Genomic DNA, 24,575 nt, shown 5'->3' with positions numbered 1-24,575 from the left:
CGCAGCCGGTTACAACTGAGTCACCGAACCCAAATCATTATCCAGCGAGACGCCCCATGACCAACGAAGAAATCCTGTCCCAATACGGCCCGCGAGAGGCCATGGAATACGACGTCGTCGTCGTTGGGGGTGGCCCGGGCGGGCTGGCCACCGCGATTCGGCTCAAGCAACTGGCCGCCGAAAAAGGCACCGACGTGTCGGTGGTGGTGCTGGAAAAAGGCTCCGAGCCCGGTGCCCACATCCTGTCGGGCGCCATCATGGACCCCAAGGCCCTGACCGAACTGCTGCCGAACTGGAAGGCCGACGGCGCCCCGCTGAACCAGCCGGTGACCGACGATGCCTACATCTTTCTGGGCGAGAAATCGGGTTTTCGCGTGCCCAACTTCCTGCTGCCTCCGTTTGCCCACAACCATGGCAACTACATCGTCAGCCTGGGTGCCGTCACCAAGTGGCTGGGTGAGCAGGCTGAAGCCCTGGGCGTGGAAATCTTCCCGGGCTTCAGCGCCGCCGAAGTGCTCTACAACGAGGACGGCTCGGTCAAGGGTGTGGCCACCGGCAACATGGGCATCAACAAGGAAGGCGAACCCACCGGCGACTTCCAGTTGGGCATGGAACTGCACGCCAAGTACACCGTGTTCGCTGAAGGCGCCCGCGGCCACCTGGGCAAGCAGCTGATTGCCCGCTTCAAGCTCGACGAGGGTCGCGACCCGCAGAGCTTCGGCATCGGCATCAAAGAGCTGTGGGAGATCGACCCCGCCCGCCACAAGCCCGGTTTCGTGATGCACACCGCCGGCTGGCCCATGGCGTCCGACACCTATGGTGGCGCCTTCCTGTACCACCTTGAAGGCAACAAGGTGGCGCTCGGCTTTGTCACCGGACTGGGCTACACCAACCCCTACCTGAGCCCGTTCGAAGAACTGCAGCGCTGGAAAACCCACCCCAACGTGCGTTACTACTTCGAAAACGACCAGGGTGAGGTCACGGCCAAGCGCCTGTCCTATGGCGCCCGCGCCATCAACGCCAGCGGCATCAATGCCCTGCCCAAGACGGTGTTCCCGGGCGGCGCGCTGGTGGGCTGCAACGCCGGCTACCTCAACGTGGGTCGCATCAAGGGCAGCCACGCCGCCATCAAGACGGGCATGCTGGCCGCCGAAGCGGCCTATGACGCCGTGGTGGCCGGCCGCCAGCACGACGAGCTGACGGCCTACCCTGAGGCTTTCGAGCACAGCTGGCTGCACACCGAACTGAACAAGGACCGCAACTTCAAGAACTGGTTCAAGTACGGTCTGACCACCGCCACGTTGATGAACGGCTTCGAGCAGTTCGTGCTGCGCGGCCACATCCCCTGGACGCTGCGCCGCACCAAGCCGGACCATGCCTACCTGAAGCCGGCCGCCGAGTGCCAGCCGATCAACTACCCCAAGCCCGATGGCAAACTGACATTTGACCGCCTGTCCAGTGTCTTCATCAGCAACACCAACCACGCAGAAAACCAGCCCGCCCACCTCACGCTGAAAGACGCGTCTGTGCCGGTGAAGGTGAACCTGGCCAAGTACGCCGGCCCCGAGGCCCGCTACTGCCCGGCCGGCGTGTACGAGTTTGTCAAGAACGACGACAACAGCGACCGCCTGCAGATCAACGCCCAGAACTGCGTGCACTGCAAGACCTGCGACATCAAGGACCCGACCCAGAACATCGTCTGGGTGACCCCCGAGGGCGGCGGCGGCCCGAACTACTCGGGCATGTGAGCATGGGGGCTGCCAACGCGGCAGACCCCTCTCCCCCCCCTTCCCCCCCTTCAAAGCGCCCCTTGTGGGCGCTTTTTCTTTGCCACCTCCCCTTGAAGGCGGCTGGAAGTCACCTGGACGACCCGCAGGCGTTGGTGGCCCGCCAAAGCTAGCGAAAACCCGGATTCAGCCGTCTGTCCCTGCCCCGCATAATGAAAAAGTTGTATGACAAATTTACTTTGAATCGCAACAGAAACAAGCACAAGCAAGGAGACAAGATGACCCTTTCCCGCACCGCCCTGTCCATGATGCTGGCCGCCGGCCTCACCGGCACCGCCTTCGCCCAGACCACCACGCTGAAGATCGGCTACGCCACCACCAAGGACTCGCATTACGGTGTCGGCTCCACGGTGTTCTGCGACGAGATCGAAAAAGGCACCCAAGGCCGCTACAAATGCCAGCAGTTCCCCAGCTCTGCCCTGGGGGGTGAGCGCGAGATGATCGAGGCGGTGCAGTTGGGCACCCAGGACTTGGTCAACACCTCGACCGGCCCGGTCGGCAACTTTGTGCCCGAGGTGAAAATTGTCGACATCCCCTTCCTGTTCCGCGACTACGACCACGCCCGCAAGGTGATGGACGGCCCGATCGGCCAGGACCTGCTGAGCAAGTTCCCCTCCAAGGGCCTGATCGCCCTGGCCTGGACGGAAAACGGCTTCCGCCACATGACCAACAACAAGCGCGACATCGTCAAGCCCAGCGATGCGGCCGGCCTGAAGATGCGCACCATGGAGAACAAGGTGCACATGGAGGGCTACAAGACCTTCGGCATCCTGCCGACGCCCATGGCCTTCCCGGAGCTGTTCGGCGCCCTGCAGCAGGGCACGGTCGACGGTCAGGAAAACCCCATTCCGGTGATTCTGTCGTCCAAATTCGCCCAGGTGCAAAAACACCTCTCATTGACGGGCCACGTCTACTCGCCCGCCCTGCTGCTGGTGTCCCAGCGTGTCTGGAGCAAGCTCAGCGACGCCGATAAAAAGGTGTTCCAGGAGGCCGCCAAGAAAGGCGCCGTGGCCCAGCGCAAGAAGGTCAACGACGACGAGAACAACGGCATTGCCCAGTTGGAAAAAGACGGCATGACCGTGACCCGCAAGGTCGACGGTGCCGCCTTCCGCGAAGCCCTCAAGCCCGCCTATGTGAGCTACGCCAAGGAATTTGGCGCCGACAACATCAAGAAGATCCAGGACGTGCGCTGAGCACCGCCCTGCCGGCCGGCTTGCCTCAGCTGCAAGCGGGCCGGACCCCGCGCCGCCTTGCTGGCAGCGCGCTCTCCCCTGCCCTGGGCGCACCGCGCTGAATCCTCATGAACACCTTTGAACGCTACTTCGTGGCCACCAATCGCTGGGCCCTGATCGTGCTGCTGGCGGCCATGTCGGTCATCATCTTTGCCAACGTGGCCTTGCGCTACCTGACCAATGCCTCGATCGAATGGGCCGAAGAGGTGGCCCGCCACATGATGATCTGGCTGACCTTCATCGGCTCGGGCATGGTGATGCGCTACGGGGGTCACATCGCGGTCGAGAACCTGCAAGATGCTTTTCCACGCCCGGTGGGCCAGGCCATCCGCGTGCTGGTGGCCATCCTGTTGATGGCCTTCTTCGTGATGATGACCTGGATCGGCTGGCAATACACCCAGCGCGCCATGTTCCAGTTGACGGCCGCGACCCAGATCCCCTTCGGCTACATCTACATGGCCATCCCGGTGGGCGGGCTGCTGCTGTGCATCCATTTCCTGCTGGTGCTGCGCCACTACATCACCGATCGCCAATTCGCCACCGATGCGCAGTTCGATGCCACGGCCAGCGCCTCTATCTGACCTCGCAGAGCCTTCCCCATGAACCCCAGTTTTGTTCTGATCATTGCGGCCTGCGTGTACCTGGCCATCGGCGTGCCCGTGGCCTTTGCGTTGGGCCTGGCCACCGCCACCGCCCTGGTGTTGACCGACAGCTATCCGCTGCTGGTGCTGCTGAAGGAAACCTTCACCGGTGTCGACAGCTTTCCCTTGATGGCCGTGCCCTTCTTCATCCTCGCCGCCGAGCTGATGAGCGGCGGCTCTCTGACCGAGGTGCTGCTCAAATTTGCCGGCCAGTTCGTCGGCCACAAACGCGGCGGCCTGGGCTACACCAATGTGGTGTCGCTCACCTTTTTCTCGGGCATCTCGGGCTCGGCCCTGGCTGATGCGGCCGGCCCGGGCTCGATGTTGATCCGCATGATGGACAAGGCCGGCTACGACAGGTCGTATGCCGCCGCCCTGACCGCCTCGACCGCCATCGTGGGGCCCATCATCCCACCGTCCATCACCATGATCGTCTACGCACTGCAAGACGAAAGCGTCTCGGTGGGCGCACTGTTCGTGGCGGGCATTCTGCCCGGCATCCTGATTTCGATCGCCATGTGCGTTGTCAACTGGCATGTCTCGAAAAAGCGCAACTACAAAGGGGCCGGCCAACTGCCCCCGCTCAGAGAGATCCTGGTCAACACCTGGAAGGCCTTGCCGGCACTGATGCTGCCCATTCTGATCCTGGGCGGCATGCGCGCCGGCTGGTTCACCCCCACCGAGGCCTCGGTGGTGGCGGTGTTCTACGCGCTGTTCTGCGGCAAATACGTGTACCGCACCCTGAAGTGGTCGGCCGTTCCCAACATCCTGGCCTACTCCTCGCTGTTGACCGCCTCGGTGCTGATCATCATCGGCCTGTCGGGTTCGTTTGCCTGGCTGCTGACCATCGAGGGCATGCCCCAGTTGATGGCCGACTGGCTGATCGGCATGAACCTGTCACCCTGGATGTTCCTGATCGTGGTGAACGTGTTCCTGCTGGTGTTCGGCATCTTCATCGAACCGCTGCCCGGCGTGATGGTGCTGGTGCCGATCCTGGCGCCGGTGGCCCTGAAGCTCGGCGTGGACCCGATCCAGTTCGCCATGATCGTGATCTATAACCTGACCCTGGGCATGATCACACCGCCCGTGGGGGGCTTGCTGTTCGTGACCTCGAACGTGTCCAAGGTGCCGCTGTCCGATCTCACGCGCGAGCTGATGCCCTTCCTGTGGGCGCACGGCGTGGTGCTGGTGGTGATCACCTTCGTGCCGGCCCTCAGCAGCTGGCTGCCGCACGTGCTCGGTTTCAAATAATCGGCCCCAGGCCTGGGCGCGCACGTTATACTGCCGCCCGTCAGGAGAGAGCCCGATCCCGAATCGGGCCGCCGAAGGCGAAAGCGAAGCGCAACAACCGGTGCATCGCCCTAACGCTCAGGCAGAAGGACTGACAGCCGTCTGGCAACAGACGTTTCCCAGCTGGAGAGAGGCTGCCCACCATCAACGCATGGCGCAGCCCACCGAAGGAGCAAGCCCGCATCGCCGGGTGAATCTCTCAGGTAAAGCGGACAGCCGGGGCCCCTGCGCAGCAGCCGTTGTGGCTGCGCGTGCCGTGCCCCCTCTGCCAAAGGCTTGACCGTGACCGATTCCGCTCTGCTGACCACCCCCCTGAACGCCCTGCACCTTGAACTCGGCGCCCGCATGGTGCCTTTTGCCGGCTACTCGATGCCGGTGCAGTACCCGGCCGGCCTGATGGCCGAGCACCTGCACACCCGCAGCGCCGCCGGTCTGTTCGATGTGTCGCACATGGGTCAGTTGCGCCTGGTGGGGCCGGACGCTGCTGCAGCCTTCGAAAGCCTGATGCCGGTCGATGTCATCGGCCTGGGCGTCGGCAAGCAGCGTTACGGGCTGCTGCTCAATGAGGAGGGCGGCATTCTGGACGACCTGATGTTCGTGAACCGGGGCGACGATCTGTTCGTGATCGTGAACGGCGCCTGCAAGGTGGCTGACATCGCCCACATCCAGGCCCGCATCGGCCAGCGCTGCCAGGTGATTCCCCTGCCCGATCAAGCCTTGCTGGCCCTGCAGGGCCCGCAGGCCGTGACCGCCCTGAGCCGCCTGGCCCCGGGCGTGGAGCAACTGGTGTTCATGACCGGCGGCGTCTTCAGCATCGGCGGCATCGATTGCTACGTGACCCGCAGCGGCTACACCGGCGAAGACGGCTTCGAAATCTCCGTGCCCGCGGCCCAGGCCGACAGCCTGGCACGCACGCTGCTGGCCCAGCCCGAAGTCAAGCCCATCGGCCTGGGCGCCCGCAATTCACTGCGCCTGGAAGCCGGGCTGTGCCTGTATGGCAACGATCTGGACACCACCACCACCCCGGTCGAGGCCGGCCTGACCTGGGCCATCCAGAAGGTGCGACGTACCGGTGGTGAGCGCGAAGGTGGCTTCCCGGGTGCCGCCAAGGTCCTGGCCCAATTGGCTGATCTGCAGGGCACTGCTGGCGTGCTGACCCGCAAGCGCGTAGGCCTGGTGGCCCTGGACCGGGTGCCGGTGCGCGAACACACCGAGTTGCAGACCCTGGCGGGCGAGCGCATTGGCGAAGTCAGCAGCGGCCTGCTCGGCCCCAGCATCAACCAACCCGTGGCCATGGCCTATGTGCGCGCCGACCAGGCCGCCCTGGGCACCCGGCTGAACGCCATCGTGCGCGGCAAGCCCGTGGCGATGCAAGTTGCTGCCATGCCCTTCGTTCCCAACCGATACTACCGGGGCTGATTTGCATCCAGCCTCCCAAGCAACACACCTATTTCAGGAGAAATTCATGAGCGTCAAATTTTCCAAAGAGCACGAGTGGATCAACGCCGCCGACAGCAACGCCGCCGTGGTCGGCATCACGGTCCATGCGCAAGATGCGCTGGGTGATGTGGTGTTCGTCGACCTGCCCGAAGTCGGCAAGACCTTTGCGGCCGGCGACGTGGCCGGCGTGGTCGAGTCGGTGAAGGCCGCGGCCGACGTCTACATGCCGGTGGACGGCGAGATCGTCGAAGTCAACGAAGCCCTGCGCGACGACCCCTCGCTGGCCAACAGCGACCCGCTGGCCAGTGGCTGGTTCTTCAAGGTCAAGCTGTCCAACCCGGCCCAACTCGACGGCCTGATGGACGAGACCACCTACTCCGACTTCACCAAGAACGCCTGAGCCCAGGCGCCCCACCCCGAGTTTTCCCATGCTGATGCAATCCGCCCTTCCCCTCGCTGAACTTGAGAACCCGGCCGAATTCCGGGCCCGCCACATCGGCATCGGCCCCGAAGACGAAGCCCACATGCTGAGCACCGTGGGCGCCGCCTCGCGCCGGGCCCTCATCGAAGGCATCGTGCCGCGCAGCATTGCGCGCGGCACGGCCATGGACCTGCCCGCCCCCGTGACGGAAGCAGACGCCCTGGCCGAGTTGAAGGCGATGGCATCCAAGAACAGAATCCTGCGCAGCCACATCGGCCAGGGCTATTACGGCACCCACACCCCTGGCGTGATCCTGCGCAACATTCTGGAAAACCCCGCCTGGTACACCGCCTACACGCCGTACCAGGCCGAAATCTCGCAAGGCCGCATGGAGGCGCTGGTCAACTTCCAGACCCTGGTGTGCGACCTGACCGCCATGCCCATGGCCAATGCCTCGATGCTGGACGAAGCCACGGCTGCTGCCGAGGCCATGACCCTGGCCAAGCGCTCGGTCAAATCCAAAGCCAACGCCATCGTGGTGGCCGGCGACTGCCACCCGCAAAGCATCGAAGTGATCCAGACCCGTGCCGCACCGCTGGGCTTCGAAGTCATCGTGGCCCGCAGCGCTGCAGAATGGGCCACCGCCCTGACTGAGCGCGACTACTTTGCCGCCGTGGCCCAATACCCCGGCACCTTCGGTGAACTGCGCGACTTCAGTGCCGACGTGGCTGCAGTGCACGCCAAGCAGGCCGCCTTCATCGTGGCGGCCGACCTGCTGGCGCTGACCGTGCTCACGCCGCCCGGCGAATGGAACGCCGACATCGTGATCGGCAGCACCCAGCGCTTCGGCATGCCCATGGGCGCGGGCGGCCCGCACGCTGCCTTCATGGCCTGCCGCGATGAGTTCAAACGCTCCATGCCCGGCCGCCTGGTGGGCGTCAGCGTCGACAGCCACGGCCAACCAGCCTACCGCCTGGCCCTGCAGACCCGCGAGCAGCACATCCGCCGTGAGAAAGCCACCTCCAACATCTGCACCGCGCAGGTGCTGCCCGCGGTGGTGGCCAGCATGTACGCCGTCTACCACGGCCCCGCCGGCCTCAAGCGCATCGCCAGCCGCATCGCGGCCTACACGGCGGTGCTGGCCGCCGGCCTGCAGCAGCTGGGTCACACGATCCAGCAAAGCGGTGCCTTCGACACCGTGAGCGTTGCTGCCGGCGCACAAGCCCAGGCCATCCTGGCCAAGGCCCTGGCCGCGGGTGTGAACCTGCGCCTGTCAGAGGGCGGCACACTCAGCGCCTCGCTCGACGAGACCACCACCCGCGAACACATCGAAGACCTGTGGCGTTTCTTTGCCGCTGATGGCCAGGCACTGCCCGCCATGGCCGCGTTCGAGAAAGGCATCGAACCGTTGATCCCGGCCGAACTGCGCCGCAGCAGCCGCTACCTGACGCACCCGGTGTTCAACAGCCACCACAGCGAAACCAGCATGCTGCGCTACCTGCGCCGCCTGGCCGACAAGGACCTGGCCCTGGACCGCAGCATGATCCCGCTGGGCAGTTGCACCATGAAGCTCAACGCCACCAGCGAGATGATCCCCATCACCTGGCCCGAGTTCGCCAATCTGCACCCTTTCGCGCCTGCCGACCAACTGCAGGGCTACAAAGAACTGGACGAGCAACTGCGCCAGTGGCTTTGCCAGGCCACCGGCTATGCCGGCATCAGCCTGCAGCCCAATGCCGGCAGCCAGGGCGAATACGCCGGCCTGCTGGTCATCAAGGCCTGGCACGCCTCGCGAGGCGAAAGCCACCGCAACATCTGCCTGATCCCTTCCTCGGCCCACGGCACCAACCCGGCCAGCGCCCAGATGGTGGGCCTGCAGGTGGTGGTCACGGCCTGTGATGCCAACGGCAACGTCGATCTGACCGACCTGCGCGCCAAATGCGAGCAGTACAGCGAGCGTCTGGCCGCGGTGATGATCACCTACCCCAGCACCCACGGCGTGTTCGAGACCAGCGTCAAAGAGCTGTGCGCCCTGGTGCATCAACACGGTGGTCGCGTCTATGTGGACGGCGCCAACATGAACGCCCTGGTCGGCGTGGCGGCGCCGGGCGAGTTCGGCGGCGACGTGAGCCACCTGAACCTGCACAAGACCTTCTGCATCCCGCACGGCGGTGGCGGGCCCGGTGTCGGCCCGGTGTGCGTGGTTGAAGACCTGATGCCCTTCCTGCCCGGCCATGCCACCGCAGGCCTGCCAGTCAATGGCGTGGGCGCCATCAGCGCAGCGCCGCTGGGCAATGCCGCCGTGTTGCCCATCAGCTGGATGTACTGCCGCATGATGGGCGCCGAAGGCCTGCAGGCGGCCACCGAGGCCGCGATCCTGTCGGCCAACTACATCAGCGCCCGCCTGAAAGACCACTACCCCACGCTGTACGCCAGCGAGAACGGCCATGTGGCGCACGAGTGCATCCTGGACCTGCGCCCCCTGAAAGACGCCACCGGTGTGGCTGCCGAAGACGTGGCCAAGCGCCTGATCGACTACGGCTTCCACGCACCGACGCTGAGCTTCCCCGTGCCCGGTACCCTGATGGTCGAGCCCACCGAGAGCGAAACCCGCGACGAGTTGGACCGCTTCATCGACGCCATGATCGCCATCCGCGAAGAGATTCGCCAGGTCGAAGCCGGCACCTGGCCACAAGACGACAACCCGCTGAAGAACGCCCCCCACACCGCCGCCAGCCTGATGGGCGCCGACTGGGCCCACCCCTACTCGCGCGAGGTGGCCGCCTACCCGGTGGCCAGCCTGCGCCAGACCAAGTACTGGTCGCCCGTGGGCCGGGTCGACAACGTGTGGGGCGACCGCAACCTGTTCTGCAGCTGCGTGCCGGTGAGTGAGTACGCTCAGTAAGCGATGCGCCCTGTCCCTGCAGGGCATCGCTTGCTGAAGCCTAAGGTACCGGGCCGAGCGCCTCTTCAGCCCCCGGCATCCTGGCGCACCGAGGGCAGTTGCCCAAGCAAGGCTGGCAACCATGCCTGCACGGTCTCCCAGACGACATCCAGGTTGATTTCAAAGTAGCCATGCCATGCGGTTGCGCATATTGCGCATGCTGCGCCATGGCACACCGGGGTGCTTTTAAGCAAACGTGGGGTACGAATCCATGACGTTGGTGGCCGCCTCGCCGATGACGATCAAACACATGATGACCGCCATTTGGGTGCGCTTGTCAGCCTGAAAATCGTCTCGCCCCATGCCCTCCACAAAGCTGCAGGCATCGGTGGCGGCCAGTTCGATATGCTCCAAATACTCAGGAAGGCGATTCCGGTTCATACCGGCTGCGCCGCTCCCAGGACATGGTCACGAAACTTGGAGGGCAGATCGCCGGGTGTCAGCAAATCGACGGACACACCAAGCAGTGATTTCAGCTCCTCCTGCAAATCGCCCAAATCCAGCAATGTTGTACCCGGCAAGGCATCGACCAGGATGTCAATGTCGCTGCCGTCCTGATCGCTGCCATGCAGTACCGAGCCGAAGACGCGTGGGTTTTCCACACGATAGCGGCCTGCGGTTTCCCGCACTTCGCATCGTTTCAACTCAAGCGCAACGGACGGTCGCATGGAAACCCTTTGTTAAGGCCAATTGTCGAGATGATAGGCAATCAAGACCGGTGTTTCAAAATCAACAGGCCACCAGCGGGAACCGTGCCTTGATCTCCAAGCGCATTGCCGTCCCATATGGCATGGCTGCTTGTTGTTCGGAGCCGCGCTGATCCTATTGCCTCAGCGAGTCAGCAACCGGCTTAGCACGCCACAGTGTCAGCCGTCAGTCATTACACTTGGGCCTCAGTTTCGACCGCCCATGACATCACCCGCCTTTTACTCCCAGGATATGGCCGATCCGGCACGCCCTTTGCCGACCGACGGTGCCGAGGTGCTGCGCCAGCTTGTGGCCGAGCTGCAAAGCCAGAACGAGATCCTGCGCTACAGCCAGGCCAATGCTGAGAGTGCCTCAGAGCGCTTCGAGACCCTGTTTTCGAGTGTGCCGCTGCCGCTGATGGTGATTGACGAGCACGACATCGTGGCCCAGGCCAACTCGATGGCGCACCGCCGCTTCCAGCCCACCGAAGCCGATCGTCCACTGGTGTCACTGATGCCTTTTGTGAGCGAGGCCCATGTCGGCAAGGTTCAGCAGGCCCTGGCTCTGGCCCAGAGCGAAGGCCAGGCCGAGGCCACCGAAGTGGTGTTTGCCATCGGTGACAGTGGCCAGTTGACTGGCGACCTGCATGTGCGCCGGCTCGAAACCCACCAGGATGGCGCGCCCCCCCTGGTGCAGTACATCTGCGCGGTGATCGACCAGGGCCCCTTGTTGGCGGAACGCCGCGCGTTGCAGGAAAGCGCCGCGGCCCTGCAGGAGCGCAACGAACAACTGCACGCCAGCGAACGGCGCCTGGAAGCCATCATCAACTCGGCGCTGGATGCCATCGTGTGCGTGGACAAGGACCAGCGCATCACCGTGTTCAACCCCACGGCGGCGGCCCTGTTCCAGTGCCCCGCCAGTGACGCACTGGGCAGCCCGCTGGAGCGCTTTCTGCCCAACGCCAGCGAGGCCCTGGCCTTCACCCAGACCGCCAGCCAGGCCTTGTTGGGCGACCTCACGGCACGCACGGCCGGCGGCAAGGAGCTGTCGGTCGAAGTCAGCGTCTCGGTCGAGCGGCATGCCGAGGGCGAGACCATCACCGTGTTTGCACGCGACCTGACGGCCCGTAAACGGGCCGAGGCCCACCGGGCCGAGCTGGAGGTGCAACTGCGCGAATCCCAGAAGATGCAGGCGGTGGGCACCATGGCCGGTGGCATTGCGCACGACTTCAACAACATCCTGGGTGCCATTCTGGGCAATGTCGAATTGGCCCGGGGCGACCTGGCCACTGAATCGCCGGCCCTGATCAGCCTCAACGAGATCGACAAGGCCGGCCGGCGCGCCCGCGAACTGGTGCGCCAGATCCTGACCTTCAGCCGCAACGAGGCACCGCGGCGCAGCCCCCTGGCGCTGGAAGAGGTCGTCCACGAGACCGAACGCCTGCTGCATGTCACCTTGCCGCCCGGCATCACCCTGAACCTGGACCTGGCACCGCACACCCCGCGCGTGCTGGCTGACGCCACCCAGGTTGAGCAGGCCCTGCTGAACCTGTGCACCAACGCCATCCACGCCATGGAACCGGGGCCGGGCCGGGTGACCATCCGGCTGGCCCCGCTGATGCCGGAGGCCCGCTTGCGCGAGCGCCTGCGCCTGACCCCAGGCCCCTACCTGTGCCTGAGCGTGCACGACAGCGGCCAGGGCATGGACGCCGCCACCCTGCAGCGCATCTTCGAGCCCTTTTTCACCACCAAGCCCGTGGGACAAGGCACCGGCCTGGGCCTGGCCGTGGTGCACGGGGTGATGCGCACCCACGACGGCGCGGTCGACGTGCAAAGCAAACCCGGCCAGGGCAGCACCTTCTCGCTGTACTTTCCTGCGCTGCGCGGGGCCCAGGCCATCAATCCGTTCCACGAGACGCACACGACCGCGAGCGAACCGACACCGCCAGCCGCGGCGCCGGCCCCCGGCCAGAACGCTGCCGCGAAGACCGCGCCCCCAACCTCTGAAGGCCGGGGCCAGCGCGTCATCTATGTCGATGACGACACGGCCCTGGTGTTTCTGGTGGAGCGCCTGCTGCGCCGCCGCGGCTACCACGTCACCACCTACACCGACCCCCAGGAGGCCGCAGCCGCGCTGCGTGCCGACCCTCAGGCCTGCGACCTGCTGGTGACCGACTACAACATGCCCGGCTACTCAGGCGTCGACCTGCTGCGTGAGGTGCGTGGCATCCGCGCCGATCTGCCCGTGGCGCTGGCCTCGGGCTACGTGACGGCGGAGATCGAGCGCAGCGCGCTGGCCGAAGGCGCCAGGGCCCTGATCCACAAACCCAACGATGTCGAAGAGCTGTGCGCGACAGTGCAGCGCCTGCTGAGCTGAAGCCGCCTGGCCTGCAAAGCCCCTCTGAATCCCCATGCCGACCTTTCATGTCCGCGCTGCCGACGGCAGCCTGCAAGCCCCTCTCCCCGCCGCGCCAGCCCAGGGCGCCCCAGCGCCTGAACCCCGGCCTGCCCTGACCGGCCGCGCCGCCCGCAAAGAGCGGGCCGCCCTGGCGGCAGCCGCCCGGCCCGAGCCTCCCGCCGTGGTCGCCCCATCGAGCCTTGAACTGGGCAGCGGCAACACTCAGCCAGCCCGGGAGCTGGACACCCCGGCCGGGCCCATCACCTGCCTGTATGAGGACGCCAGCGTGCTGGCCTTCGACAAGCCAGCGGGCATGCACTCGGTGCCCGGCAAGGGGGAGGACAAACAGGACTGCCTGTCTGCTCGCGTGCAAGCCCTGTTCCCCGAGGCCCGTGTGGTGCACCGGCTGGACCTGGACACCTCCGGCATCATCGTGATGGCCCGCGGTGCCGAAGCCCAGCGCCGCATCAACCGCAGCTTCGAGCAGCGTGAGGTCGACAAGCGCTATGTGGCCGTGGTGCTAGGCTGCCTGCAGGCCCCCGACGATGACTGGGGCCTGATCGACCTGCCCATCGCGCTGGACTGGGTCAACCGGCCGCTGCACATCGTCGACGCGGCCACGGGCCGACCCAGCCAGACCCATTGGCATCTGCTGGCCGTCGACGAGGTGGACAACAGTTCGCGCGTGCTGCTGGAACCGTTCACCGGACGGTCACATCAGTTGCGTGTGCACCTGCAGGCGCTCGGCCACCCCATTCTGGGCGACCGCCTCTACGGCGGCCCGATCGCCACCCCCCGCGCGCCGCGATTGCTGCTGCACGCCACCCAGATCCGGCTGCCCCACCCGGACAGCGGTGCGCCCCTGTTCATTGAAAGCCCGGTTCCCTTCTGAGCCCGACCCCATGACACGCCTTGCCGTCGACCTCGCCAAAGCCACCCGCCTGCTCAACCATGGGCCCACCGTGCTGGTGTCCAGCGCGCACGCCGGGCGCCACAATGTGATGGCCGCAGCCTGGTCCATGCCTTTGGACTTCGAGCCGCCCAAGGTGGCGGTGGTGATCGACAAGGCCACGCTGACGCGCGAGCTGGTCGACGCCTCGGGCGAGTTCGTGCTCAACATCCCGCCGACCGCCATGGCCCAGGCCACCCTGCGCCTGGGGCGTGAAAGCGGTCACGAGCAACCCGACAAACTGGCTCGCAGCAGCATCCAGTTGGACCCGGCCAGCCGTGTGCAGGCCGGGCTGGTGCAGGGCTGCATCGGCTGGCTCGAATGCCGCGTGCTGCCCACCAGCGCCGCCGTGGCCGGCCCGCACGACCTGTTCCTGGCCGAGGTGCTGGCCGCCTGGGCCGATGAGCGCGTGTTCCGCGACGGGCACTGGCATTTCGAAGACGCCCCGGACGAGCTGCGCAGCCTGCATTACGTGGCAGGAGGTCATTTCTACCAGGTGGGTTCCGCACTGGACGTGGAACTCTGAGCCGTTCGCCAAGGCGAAGGTGTTGGGCCGGAACAACCCTGTCAACACCTTCGGTCGCATCGCGCTAGCATGGCGTCATGACCACCTCCTTGTACATCCTCACCGGCGCCTCGCGCGGCATGGGCTTGGCCTTGGCTGAGCAACTGCTGCAAGCGGGCAACACCTTGCTGACCCTGCAGCGCAACCCCCACCCCGACCTGCCGGCCCTGGCCGAGGCCCGGGGGGCCCATTTGCTGAGCTGGTCGGTCGACCTGGCTGACAGCACAGGCGCCGCCCACGAACTGGGCCTGTGGCTGCGCACCCAGGACGCGGCCGCTTACCAGCGAGCCGTGCTGATCAACAATGCGGGGGTGATCCCGCCGATCGCACCGCTCTCCGACAGCGACCCGGCGCTGGTGGCGGCGGCACTGCGCATCGGGTTGGAAGCGCCCATGCTGCTGTGTGCGGCCTTTTTGAATGGCACCGCCGACTGGGCGCTGCCACGCCAGGTGCTGAACATCTCCTCGGGCCTGGGTCGGCGGGCCATGGCCTCGCAAGCCCCCTACTGTGCCGCCAAGGCCGGCATGGACCATTTCACACGCTGCCTGGCACTGGACGAGGCCCTGAAGCCCAACGGGGCCCGGGTCTGCTCACTCGCGCCGGGCGTGATCGATACCGACATGCAGGTGCAACTGCGCAGCGCGCCGGCCGAGGCCTTCCCTGATCAGGGCAACTTTGCCGCGCTCAAGGACAAGGGCCAGCTGACGTCGCCCCAGGAGGCCGCCGCCCGCCTGCTGGCCTACCTGCAACGGCCCGACTTCGGCAGTCAGCCTGTGGCCGACGTGCGCGACGCCTGAACGCCCGGCTCAGAAGCTGAGCCGCAGGCCCACGCGCAGGGTGCGCGGCTCCAGGGGATGGATCAGCCGGCCCTCGATGGCCGAGCCGCTGCCGCAGCCGCCGGTGCCGCCCAGGGCCTCGCGCTGGGTGCAGGCGCCGCCCCAGTACTCGATGTCGTTGGCACGCCGGTCAAACAGGTTGAGCACATCCAGGCTGGCCTGCCATCGGTTTGACCCGGCCTGGAAGCGGTAGCCCAGCTTCAGGCTGCCCAGCCAGTACCCGCGCGACTGCTGCTGCCCGGTCTCCTCCAGGTCATAGGCCCCCAGGTAACGCAGGCGCAGCCCACCGAACCAAGGCCCGCCGGGATCCCAGCTCAGGCCCATCGAAGCCGTCAGCGGCACGGCGTTGGGCACGTGGCTGCCGCCATTGACCGCCTGCACAAAGCGCGCCCGTGACCAGGCCAGGTTGCCATCCCACGCCAGACCGGGCGCCAGTTGCACGTCCTGGGCCCACTCCAGCCCCCACCGCCGTGAGGCGCCCCGGGGCTCGGTGACGCCCTCGTCACCGACAAACACCAACTCAGAGGCCAGTTGCATCTGCCAGAGGCTGAGGCGGGTCTGCCAACCCGGCAGGGGCTGGGTGCGCAGGCCGATTTCATGGCCGCGGGCCTTGACCAGCAACGGCACCGGGCTGGCGCCGCTGCCATCCTGCGGGCTGGTGCGGGTGGTGGCCCCACGAGCGTCGTTGCTGTGAAAGCCCTGACCTGCATTGACAAAGAATTCGGTGCCGCCCAAAGCCGGGAACGGCCCCAGCACCAGACCCAGACGGGGGCTGAGCTGGCGTGCCGACACGTTGCCGCCATTGTCGGCATTGAAGGCCCCCGCCAGCGGTGTGACCCGGGCCTGCAGGTGGTCCTGGCGCAGGCCCAGGCTGGTGCGCAGCCAGCTCTGCCAGCTGGTACGGGCCTCGAGCGACAGGCCGACAGCGGTCTCGGTGATGCGGTCCTGCCGAATCACCTCGGTGCGCTGGCGGTTCACCGTGCTGAACAGGCCCACGTTGCTGATCCGGTCCTGCCGCAGCAGGCCACCCAGCGTCAGCTCGGTGGACCCGACACCCTCGCCCAGAAACCAGCTGTGCTGCCACCCGCCGCCCCACAAAACACGCTGGTCGGCCTGTTCATGCTGGTCGCCCGAAAGACCGTTCACAAAGCCTGAAGGCGCCGAAAACAGATTCAGTCCGTAGTCGACCACATAGGCTTGCGCCCGGCTGGCGCTGGCAGCGCCGCTGTCGGCCCATTCGGCCGACAGGCTGTAGCGGTGGGTGCGCCCGCCGTCGCCGGGGGACAGCACGCCGTAACGCCCGATTTCGCCCGACACGATGGCCCGCTCGGGCACATGCTCGGTGGCCTGCCAGTCGGCCTGGTACAGCAGAGCGCTGATCGAATAACCGCGCGCCACGGTGCCAGACGAGAGCTTGAGCACCGCGTTCTGCTTGCCCAGGCGCTCGGGCTGCTGCCAGGGGCCATTGTTGTGCGTCAGCTCCAGGGCCATCAGGAGCTGCTTGTCATCGATCACCCGGCTGTCTGCCACGAGGCTGCGCCGGTAACCCCTGGGCCCCAGACCCAGCTCGATGAAGGGCGCAGGCAACTGCCGCACATAGTCGATCCGGGCGCTGCCGGCCACGGCAAAGTCGGCGTCTTCAAGGTGGTACACGCCCTTGCGGTATTGCAGGCTGCTGACCAGCTCAGGGATCAGGAAGTTCAGGTCCATGTAGCCCTGGCCATGGGCGTGCGACACCATGTTGATCGGCATGCCCATGAGGTGGGTGGCAAAGTCGCTGCCATGGTCGAGATTGAAACCCCGCAGAAAGTACTGGTTGGCCTTGCCATCGCCCGAATGCTGGGTGACCACCAGCCCAGGCACCGACTCCATCAGATCCGCCGGGCGAAGCAAAGGGCGCCGGGCCAGGCGTGTGGCCGTGACGTAACCCTCACTGGCGCTGTCGGACTCCCCCGCCGCGAGAGCCTCGCCCGTCGTCACGCGGATCTCGGCCAGTTGTGGCAAGGCGGGCTGGGCCAGCACTGGGAAGGTGGCGAGGCAGCCCAGCAAGGGGCCGAACCGCCAAGGGCGGCAGGCGGGTTGAACGTGGCCTGCAAAAACAGGGCCGAGACATGAGAACAAGAGCATCTCCGGTGGGACTGCAGAGGCGGCACCGCGCCAAGACGAACCGGAAAAGCCCACGGGCACCCACGCGCTGGCGCCCAGGCAAAAGCATGCCCAGGGCCCCGAAGGGTGTCCGACAGAACCCTTCCCTCACCCCGAGGACTGGCACCACGCGTGGATCAGGCCGGTCTTCTGGCTCGCCTTCATCCTTCCCCGGGCCTTCCCATGCAAGTTCATGCACAGTGGCGTCGTCCGGCGTCGTCTGGCGTAGAGCCTATTCACGATCTCGCACAGGTCGCGTTGGAGCGCAATCGGGATGAGTGGGTGGCCCGGATGCGCCGCATGGGCTCGTGCCCATGCAAGCAGTCGGGGCGCCCAATCGCCCGATTTCGCTCCAACCCTTCGGGCAGTGGTCTTTTCGGGCGGTCTGCGGCGTTGCGGCGCTTGTCGATAGCCGGGCTATCGACTGCGCACCGCGCCTTGCATCCCATCCCGAAAAGACCGCTGCGTGACCCGTGGGAGATCGTGAATAGGCTCTTACAGCGGGGGCTGCGCCGGAATGGTTGATCACGTCAACGTCACCGGCTTCCCGTTTAACCCACGCGTCGAGAGCGACGGCAGGCACCTGAAACGGGTGCGAGTGTAACCAACTTAACAATCCCTTGACGAGCCAAGCCCCTCCGCGCCGCGCCCGTGACAGCACCCAGGCCGGGTGGCCTTCGGCAGCAGCTAAGATCAGCAGGCTGAATTCGTAATTAAGAATTCAATTCAATTTCAACCCGAGGAGTCAACATGTCCCGTGAAGTCGTCGTTGTCAGCGGTGTGCGCACCGCCATTGGTACCTTTGGCGGAAGCCTGAAGGACATCCCGCCCACCGCCCTGGGCGCCCAGGTGGTGCGCGAGTCGCTCAAACGTGCGCAGGTCGACGGTGCCGACGTGGGCCACGTGGTGTTTGGTCATGTGGTGAACACCGAGCCACGCGATATGTACCTGTCGCGCGTGGCCGCGATCGACGGCGGCTGCGCTGAAGGAACGCCGGCCTTCAACGTGAACCGCCTGTGCGGTTCTGGCTTGCAGGCCATTGTCTCGGCCAGCCAGGCCATCTTGCTGGGTGACGCCGACATCGCCATTGGGGGCGGCGCCGAGAACATGAGCCGAGCCCCTTATGTCAGCCTGGCCACCCGCTTTGGGGCCCGCATGGGCGATACCAAGATGATCGACATGATGGTGGGGGCCCTGCACGACCCCTTCCACACCATTCACATGGGCGTGACGGCCGAGAACATTGCCGCCAAGTGGGGCATCACCCGCGCCGACCAGGATGCCCTGGCCGTGGAAAGCCACAACCGCGCCGAACGCGCCACGGCGGCAGGCTATTTCAAGGAGCAGATCACCCCGGTGATGCTCAAAAGCCGCAAGGGTGAGGTGGCCTATGACACCGACGAGCATTTCCGGGCCGGCGCCACGCTGGCCGACATGGAGAAGCTCAAGCCTGTGTTCGTCAAGGAGAATGGCACGGTCACGGCCGGCAACGCCTCGGGCATCAATGACGCTGCCGCCGCCGTGGTGCTGATGGAAGCCGGCACCGCCAAGGCGCGCGGCCTGCAGCCCCTGGCCCGCCTGGTGGCCTATGCCCACGCCGGCGTTGACCCCAAGTACATGGGCATCGGCCCGGTGCCGGCCACCCAGTTGGCGCTCAAGAAGGCTGGCCTCACCGTGAACGACCTGGATGTGATCGAGGCCAATGAGGCCTTTGCTGCCCAGGCCTGCGCCGTGAGCCGCGACCTGGGTCTGGATCCGGCCAAGGTCAACCCCAATGGCTCGGGCATTTCGCTGGGCCACCCGATCGGTGCCACCGGTGCCGTGATCACGGTGAAAGCCCTGTACGAGTTGCAGCGCATCCAGGGCCGTTATGCGCTGGTGACCATGTGCATCGGCGGCGGCCAGGGCATCGCCGCGATCTTCGAACGACTCTGATCGAGCCAAACTGAGGCGCTTGGCCTGCCGTCTGCCCCCAGCGGCAGGCCAGGGCCTCAGGGCTGCTGAACCATGCCCGTCTTGGCCCAGTTGCGCAAAGCCGTCAGCGTGTTGCTGACGTGCTTCATCGGGTTCAGGCTGGTGTACTGGTAAATGATCTTGCCATTCGGGGCGATCACATAGGACACCCGGTTCGCATAGTCGGGCCGGAAATGCAGCACCGCGTCATAGGCCTTCATGATCGACTGATCGGCGTCCGAAGCCACCGGGAACTTGCCCCGGCATTCCTGCACCGAGAATTTCTTCTGGGTCTCCAGGTCGTCGCGGGACACCCCCACTACCGAAGCACCCAAGGCTTTGTAGTCGTCCAGCGCCTCGGCAAATTGGTGCGCTTCAATCGAGCAGCCCACGGAAAATGCAGACGGAAAGAAATACAGCACCACCGGGCCCCGGCTCAATTCATCATGCAGAGAATAGCTCTGCAGATTGCCGGCCAGAGCCACCTTTGCCGTAAACTCCGGCGCAGCATCCCCAATGTCGAGCGCGGCTTGGGCCGAGCCCCACAACAGGCTCATCCCGCAAAAGACAACCGTCCTAGACCATGCGTTCATTGCGTTACCTGATGGCAGCTTTGTACCCATGTCAGTATAGCGAGCACCATGACATGGGTCTGGTGTCTGGCTCATACCCTGAGCGCCAGCACAGGCTCTTGGGTCGGTTGGAGAGGTGGCTTGTCACCCGATGGCCGACAAGACTGCTGTTGTGGGCATTCGCCCTCCTCTTGCTGGCCCTTGGGGGCTGCGCCACCCGCTTGCCACAAGTGGACCGGGAGCGGCTGGCCAGCGAAGCCATCCCAGCCGCGGCGACCAGCACCCTGGGCCGCATCGCGCAGGAATCCCAACCGGCCCCCGATCAGTCGGGCTTCCGACTCATGCCGCTGGGCACCTTCTCGCTCGATGCGCGGCTGCAACTGGCTCGCCGCGCTGAGGTTTCACTTGATGTGCAGTACTACAACATCGAGGCCGACGCCACCGGCCGCTACTTTCTGCGTGCCCTGCGGGACGCGGCACAACGAGGCGTGCGGGTTCGCCTGCTGATCGACGATCTCTACACCGGGGGACACGACCCTTTGTTTCTCGGGCTCACGGCCTACCCGAACGTCGAGGTGAGGCTTTTCAATCCCTTCTGTTGTGCCCGAGGGAAAGGGCAAGTCACCCGTTTCCTGGCTTCTACCGGCGACTGGAGTCGGCTCGATCACCGCATGCACAACAAGATGTTCATCGCCGACGGCGCGATGGCCATCATCGGTGGACGCAATGTGGCCAATGAGTACTACCTGAGAGGCGCCACTGACAATTTCGTCGATGTCGATGCCTTCACGACCGGGGCAGTACTGCCGGCCATGCAAGCGCTGTTCGACCGTTACTGGAACAGTCTGGCGGTCTACCCCCTGACCAGCATTGCCAGCAGCCCCTTGAGCCCCGAGGCGCTGCGGCAACAGTTCGAGACCGCCACCGGTCCAGCCACCACTGCGGCACCGGCCCCCTTGCCACCCAATGATGTGCTGGGTTACGCGCCGATTGCCGATGACCTGGATGCCGGCCGCCTGGGCCTGAACTGGGGCCAGGCCTATGTTTTTGCCGACCATCCCGACAAGCCCTTCGACGGGGTCGCCGGTGGCGAGCTTCTGGAAACCAGTGTCACCTACAACGTTCTGGAAGCCGTGGCCAAGGCCAAGAAGGAAGTGGTCGCCTCGTCGCCCTACTTTGTGCCTGGCCCGAAAGGCATGGCGTTTTTGAAATCCCTGCGCGACCAGGGCGTCAAGGTGACGGTGCTGACCAACTCGCTGAGTTCGACCGACGAACCTGCTGTCCATGTCGGCTACAGCCGTTACCGGGAAGACATGCTGAAGATGGGGGTCGATCTCTACGAGCTCAGCCCCTCGAAGGTCAGCAACAACAAGCATCCCTTCCTGTTCGGAAAATCCCTGGGGCGACTGCATGCCAAGCTGTTCGTCATCGACCGGCGTACCTCCTTCATCGGCTCGATGAACCTGGACCCCCGCTCAGCCACCATCAACACCGAGTTCGGTGCCGTGATCGACAGCCCTGAGGTGGCGCGTGAGCTGATCCGCATCATCGACATCGACCGGCTTCAAAGCGCCTACCGACTGCGCCTGGCCCCGGATGGCCGCGGTCTGCAATGGCTGGGCTTTCAGGACGACAGTGAAATGGTGCTGGACACCGAGCCCGATGCCTCTTTGAAACTGCGGCTCAAGGCCTGGCTGCTCGGGCCGCTGGTGCCTGAAGAATTGCTTTGAAACCTGGACGCACTCAGGCGCTGGGCCGTGGCTAGGGCCTCAGCCTACTTGGTCATGTACCACTGGATCACAAACTTGGCGGCAAAACCCACCATGCCGAGGCCCAGCCCCAGAAACAGCACAAAGGTGCCGAATTTGCCGGCCTTCGACTCCCAGGCCAGGTGGCCAATGATGAACAACATGTAGAGCATGAAGCCCCCCACCCCGAACGTGAGGCCGAAGGTGGAGATCTGCTCTTCTGAAAAACCAAACATCAGTGTCTGACCTGAACAAAAACGGGGGCCAACGCTGCATCCCGGGAGGGCAGCGTCGAAACGTCCACCAGGTCACGGTAAGCATGCCAGCTGGCGTGCCCCAACATGGGCATGACCGCAATCAGGCCCAACAAAAGAGACCCGACCCCCAGCAGCGTGAAGCCGGCAATCAAGGCCGCCCAGAAAGCCATCGGAATCGGGTTGTAGAGCACGGTGCGCCAACTCGTGAGCACCGCCTGCATCAGGGTGATACGGCGGTCCAGCAGCAAGGGGATCGACACCACGCTGGAAGCAAAGATGGGCGCTGCCAGAAAGCCGCCCAATGCCAACCACAGCTCGAACAGCCCCGACTCGGGGTCGGCCACCACCACCCGCAGGAAATCGACCGGCGTGTGCACCGGCTCAGGCGCCAGCAAGGTGATCAGGGCCGCCGAGGTCAGCACCCAGGTGGTGGCGGCCAGGGCCAGCAACAGGCCGAACTGCACCAGACACCAGTATTGATGGGTCCACTTGCTGAAATGACTGTGTTGCCAGTTGAACCAGGTCTTGAACACGACTTGCATCGAGGCCGGTTCACCGCGCTCCAGGGCCCGGCTCAGCGCATACAGGCTGGTGGCCAACACAGGTGCCACCACCAGAAAACCCGACAGTGCCCCGGCCAGCAACCAGAAACGGTTACCGGCGACGGCGATGATGAGCCCTCCGAAGACGGTCATCGCCAGGCCATGGGCGAAGCTGATCCAGCCCGCGCGAGCCATGTCGCGCCAGGCCAATGCCAGCCAGGTCAAGGGTTGCATGATGCCGATGGTACGAACCAGGGGAAGCGTTTCCGGGGTGGAAGACATGGTGGTATGGGCCTGGGGCGCAAAGTGCAGATCGTGCAACCATGCTATCAAGCCTGACCAACGGAGACAGCCCCCAGGTGCCCCAACCTAGGGACAACCATGAGAGCCATTTCCCGCCCCTGGTTCAAAGGCCCCGAAGGGCCAGACAGGCGGTGTTCAGTCGCGCACCACCAGCACCGGCAGGTGGGCATCCGACAGCACCTTCTGGGCCACGCTGCCGAGCACCAGCTTCTCGATACCGCGGCGGCCGTGCGAGCCCATCACGATCAGGTCGGTGCCCAGGCTCTGGGCCGTGTCCAGGATGCCACGATGGATGGCATGGCCTTCAACCACGGTCGTCTTCACCGGCACAGACGCGGCCTCGAAGGCAGCACGCGCGCTGGCCAACGCGGCATTGGCTTCAGCCGTGGCAGCACTCAGGTACTGCGATTGCCCATAGGCAAAATCAGCGCCGACGCCGGTGAACGGGTAAGGATCGATGACGTAGATGACGGTCACATCGCTGGCAAAAGCCTTGGCCAGACCAATCGCCTTGTCCACAGCCAGCGTCGCCGTGGCAGAACCGTCGACCGGAATCAGGATGTGCTTGAACATGGAGAACTCCTTGTGGGTTGATGTCAGGAAGTGTGCCGGAATGTTCGCCAGCCGCATTGACACGCATCAAATCGGAAAAAGAACGGTGTCAAACCGGCAATCCCTGGAACCCGCCAGCGCGGCAGGTCAACACCAGCGTATCGCGGTGGGCGCCCTCAGCCAAGGGCTGAATGGGGGTGGACTCGTGGATCACGCGCGCATCGTCGAGCAGCAAGAGGGACCAGGGCTCGGACAAGGTGAAGCGCTGCCCGTTGGGGCCGTCGGCTTCAAAGACACGGGTTTCGCCGCCTTTGATGCCGCTGCGTTCGATCAGGAACACAGCCACCAGATCCACGCCATCACGGTGGGCCCCCTCCGGGGTGGGACGGCCGATGCCGTCGGTGGTGTCAATGCGGAACTGGTGCGCCTCGATGAACCAGGGCTCGGGGCGGGCACCTGCCGGCCGCTTGAGGGCCGCCGTGGTACCGGCCACCGCGCACAACAGTTGCGCCCACACGGGCTGGGCCACGGTGCCAGGCAACATGGGTTCAAACCAGCGCTCCATGCCGCCATGCAAGGCGTTGTACTCCAACGGTTGCCAATGGGATCGGTGAGGCACCTGCTCGACATGCTCACCCTGCACCACAAAGCAGGAATGGCGGCGCCGCCGATACCGGCCCCCGTCCTTGAGGAAATTGTCCGGCGGCAAGCCGTCCCAGTCCGGCCGCAGCCCCTGCAGGTCAGGCAGTGCGCAGGTGGCCCATTGGCTGACGGTGGCCGCGTTCAACACCGCATAACCGCGTTCACGAAGCTGGTGCAGCACTTGATCGGCCTCAACGGCCGGAGGAGGAAAAGTGGGGGTGGTCATGGCCTTGGAGCTTACCGCGTGCCGGCGCCCACACCACCACTCAAGCAACGTGACTTCTTCTTATTCAGCCGCGCCTGAGCTCGGACCCGTGGCCTCGGCCGCCGGCGCCGTCGGCTCAGTGCGAGCCGCCTGGACCTGGGCCCAGCGCGGCGCATCGACAAAATACACCGGCGTCGCACAGGCCCTGTGACGGGCGCAATGCTGGGCCCAGTGGCGACTTTCGGCCGGAGGCACATTCAGATAGATCGGCTCGACAGCTTGCCCGGGTGTCTTGCGTACCTGCACGGGTCGATCATTGAGCACAGGGGGTGTCTGCTCGCCCCATTCGCTGACGCGGCCATAAACTCCAGCGACAACGCCCTCCGCAGCGGGGGTACCCCCCAATGGCCCGGCCCAGGCCAGCACGCCGACCCCGCAGCCCAGGCCGACTTGCAACAGCCACCGAC

The 24,575-nt window shown here is 65.3% G+C and carries 21 protein-coding genes and 4 riboswitches; of the genes, 13 read left to right on the top strand and 8 right to left on the bottom strand.

What is annotated here, in order from left to right; translation table 11 throughout:
• Window positions 1-56 precede the first annotated feature (56 nt).
• The 7 genes from AC3WUT_RS01575 to gcvP all read left to right on the top strand — a co-directional run bounded on the left by AC3WUT_RS01575 (window position 57) and on the right by gcvP (window position 9,716).
• Entirely contained in the window at window positions 57-1,748 is a 1,692-nt protein-coding gene (locus AC3WUT_RS01575; RefSeq protein WP_492345300.1) for an electron transfer flavoprotein-ubiquinone oxidoreductase, read from the top strand.
• Window positions 1,749-2,005: 257 nt separating this feature from the next.
• Window positions 2,006-2,980, top strand: coding sequence for a TRAP transporter substrate-binding protein (locus tag AC3WUT_RS01570; RefSeq protein ID WP_492345299.1), 975 nt, complete (start codon window positions 2,006-2,008; stop codon window positions 2,978-2,980).
• Window positions 2,981-3,087: 107 nt separating this feature from the next.
• Window positions 3,088-3,600 (top strand): TRAP transporter small permease, encoded by a 513-nt coding sequence (locus AC3WUT_RS01565; protein ID WP_492345298.1) that lies wholly within the window; start codon window positions 3,088-3,090, stop codon window positions 3,598-3,600.
• 18 nt (window positions 3,601-3,618) lie between these two features.
• Window positions 3,619-4,911, top strand: coding sequence for a TRAP transporter large permease (locus AC3WUT_RS01560; protein ID WP_492345297.1), 1,293 nt, complete (start codon window positions 3,619-3,621; stop codon window positions 4,909-4,911).
• A gap of 31 nt (window positions 4,912-4,942) precedes the next feature.
• Window positions 4,943-5,054: riboswitch (glycine riboswitch) on the top strand.
• 9 nt (window positions 5,055-5,063) lie between these two features.
• Window positions 5,064-5,176, top strand: a riboswitch (glycine riboswitch).
• A 50-nt stretch (window positions 5,177-5,226) separates the two neighbouring features.
• Window positions 5,227-6,369 carry a glycine cleavage system aminomethyltransferase GcvT gene (gcvT, locus tag AC3WUT_RS01555; RefSeq protein ID WP_492345296.1) on the top strand — a complete coding sequence of 381 codons (1,143 nt, stop codon included), beginning with the start codon at window positions 5,227-5,229 and terminating at the stop codon, window positions 6,367-6,369.
• Window positions 6,370-6,415: 46 nt separating this feature from the next.
• Window positions 6,416-6,790, top strand: a complete 375-nt coding sequence (gene gcvH / locus AC3WUT_RS01550; protein ID WP_019575226.1) for a glycine cleavage system protein GcvH — start codon at window positions 6,416-6,418, stop codon at window positions 6,788-6,790.
• Window positions 6,791-6,818: 28 nt separating this feature from the next.
• Window positions 6,819-9,716 (top strand): aminomethyl-transferring glycine dehydrogenase, encoded by a 2,898-nt coding sequence (gcvP, locus tag AC3WUT_RS01545; RefSeq protein ID WP_492345295.1) that lies wholly within the window; start codon window positions 6,819-6,821, stop codon window positions 9,714-9,716.
• Window positions 9,717-9,941: 225 nt separating this feature from the next.
• Here the strand turns inward: gcvP and AC3WUT_RS01540 are convergent, their stop codons facing one another.
• Both AC3WUT_RS01540 and AC3WUT_RS01535 read right to left on the bottom strand, forming a co-directional pair.
• Window positions 9,942-10,136, bottom strand: coding sequence for a HepT-like ribonuclease domain-containing protein (locus tag AC3WUT_RS01540; protein ID WP_492345294.1), 195 nt, complete (start codon window positions 10,134-10,136; stop codon window positions 9,942-9,944).
• Window positions 10,133-10,423 (bottom strand): nucleotidyltransferase family protein, encoded by a 291-nt coding sequence (locus AC3WUT_RS01535; RefSeq protein ID WP_492345293.1) that lies wholly within the window; start codon window positions 10,421-10,423, stop codon window positions 10,133-10,135. The genes AC3WUT_RS01540 and AC3WUT_RS01535 overlap by 4 nt, the downstream gene beginning before the upstream one ends.
• Before the next feature lie 241 nt (window positions 10,424-10,664).
• On the opposite strand from AC3WUT_RS01535, the gene AC3WUT_RS01530 reads away from it, so the two are divergent.
• From AC3WUT_RS01530 to AC3WUT_RS01515, 4 genes are all read left to right on the top strand, one after another.
• The gene (locus tag AC3WUT_RS01530; protein WP_492345292.1) at window positions 10,665-12,818 is read left to right on the top strand and encodes a PAS domain-containing hybrid sensor histidine kinase/response regulator; all 2,154 of its coding nucleotides are present in this window, start codon (window positions 10,665-10,667) and stop codon (window positions 12,816-12,818) included.
• A gap of 34 nt (window positions 12,819-12,852) precedes the next feature.
• The gene (locus tag AC3WUT_RS01525; protein WP_492345291.1) at window positions 12,853-13,731 is read left to right on the top strand and encodes an RluA family pseudouridine synthase; all 879 of its coding nucleotides are present in this window, start codon (window positions 12,853-12,855) and stop codon (window positions 13,729-13,731) included.
• Window positions 13,732-13,741: 10 nt separating this feature from the next.
• The gene (locus tag AC3WUT_RS01520; protein ID WP_492345290.1) at window positions 13,742-14,314 is read left to right on the top strand and encodes a flavin reductase family protein; all 573 of its coding nucleotides are present in this window, start codon (window positions 13,742-13,744) and stop codon (window positions 14,312-14,314) included.
• 77 nt (window positions 14,315-14,391) lie between these two features.
• Window positions 14,392-15,150 (top strand): SDR family NAD(P)-dependent oxidoreductase, encoded by a 759-nt coding sequence (locus AC3WUT_RS01515; protein WP_492345289.1) that lies wholly within the window; start codon window positions 14,392-14,394, stop codon window positions 15,148-15,150.
• Window positions 15,151-15,159: 9 nt separating this feature from the next.
• Here the strand turns inward: AC3WUT_RS01515 and AC3WUT_RS01510 are convergent, their stop codons facing one another.
• Window positions 15,160-17,238 carry a TonB-dependent receptor gene (locus AC3WUT_RS01510; protein ID WP_492345288.1) on the bottom strand — a complete coding sequence of 693 codons (2,079 nt, stop codon included), beginning with the start codon at window positions 17,236-17,238 and terminating at the stop codon, window positions 15,160-15,162.
• Between the two features lie 219 nt (window positions 17,239-17,457).
• Window positions 17,458-17,686: riboswitch (cobalamin riboswitch) on the bottom strand.
• Window positions 17,687-17,696: 10 nt separating this feature from the next.
• A riboswitch (cobalamin riboswitch) is annotated at window positions 17,697-17,936 on the bottom strand.
• 148 nt (window positions 17,937-18,084) lie between these two features.
• On the opposite strand from AC3WUT_RS01510, the gene bktB reads away from it, so the two are divergent.
• Entirely contained in the window at window positions 18,085-19,269 is a 1,185-nt protein-coding gene (gene bktB / locus AC3WUT_RS01505; RefSeq protein WP_492345287.1) for a beta-ketothiolase BktB, read from the top strand.
• 56 nt (window positions 19,270-19,325) lie between these two features.
• On the opposite strand, the gene AC3WUT_RS01500 is transcribed toward bktB, so the two are convergent.
• Window positions 19,326-19,880, bottom strand: coding sequence for a peroxiredoxin (locus tag AC3WUT_RS01500; RefSeq protein ID WP_492345596.1), 555 nt, complete (start codon window positions 19,878-19,880; stop codon window positions 19,326-19,328).
• 209 nt (window positions 19,881-20,089) lie between these two features.
• On the opposite strand from AC3WUT_RS01500, the gene AC3WUT_RS01495 reads away from it, so the two are divergent.
• The gene (locus AC3WUT_RS01495) at window positions 20,090-21,589 is read left to right on the top strand and encodes a phospholipase D family protein (RefSeq protein ID WP_492345595.1); all 1,500 of its coding nucleotides are present in this window, start codon (window positions 20,090-20,092) and stop codon (window positions 21,587-21,589) included.
• Between the two features lie 44 nt (window positions 21,590-21,633).
• Here the strand turns inward: AC3WUT_RS01495 and AC3WUT_RS01490 are convergent, their stop codons facing one another.
• From AC3WUT_RS01490 to AC3WUT_RS01475, 4 genes are all read right to left on the bottom strand, one after another.
• The gene (locus AC3WUT_RS01490; RefSeq protein WP_492345594.1) at window positions 21,634-21,846 is read right to left on the bottom strand and encodes a DUF2788 domain-containing protein; all 213 of its coding nucleotides are present in this window, start codon (window positions 21,844-21,846) and stop codon (window positions 21,634-21,636) included.
• A complete protein-coding gene (locus AC3WUT_RS01485; RefSeq protein ID WP_492345286.1) occupies window positions 21,843-22,688 on the bottom strand; it encodes a DUF2189 domain-containing protein in 846 nt (281 codons plus the stop codon). Before AC3WUT_RS01485 ends, AC3WUT_RS01490 begins: the two co-directional genes overlap by 4 nt.
• Window positions 22,689-22,844: 156 nt before the next feature.
• Entirely contained in the window at window positions 22,845-23,282 is a 438-nt protein-coding gene (locus AC3WUT_RS01480; protein ID WP_492345285.1) for a universal stress protein, read from the bottom strand.
• A gap of 88 nt (window positions 23,283-23,370) precedes the next feature.
• Window positions 23,371-24,129: a 2OG-Fe dioxygenase family protein gene (locus AC3WUT_RS01475; protein WP_492345284.1), complete on the bottom strand. Its 759-nt coding sequence runs from the start codon at window positions 24,127-24,129 to the stop codon at window positions 23,371-23,373.
• Between the last annotated feature and the right edge of the window lie 446 nt (window positions 24,130-24,575).

It is taken from the genome of Curvibacter sp. EU05-FHT14A10 (assembly GCF_058791075.1).
This window is presented reverse-complemented; position numbering and strand designations above follow the sequence as displayed.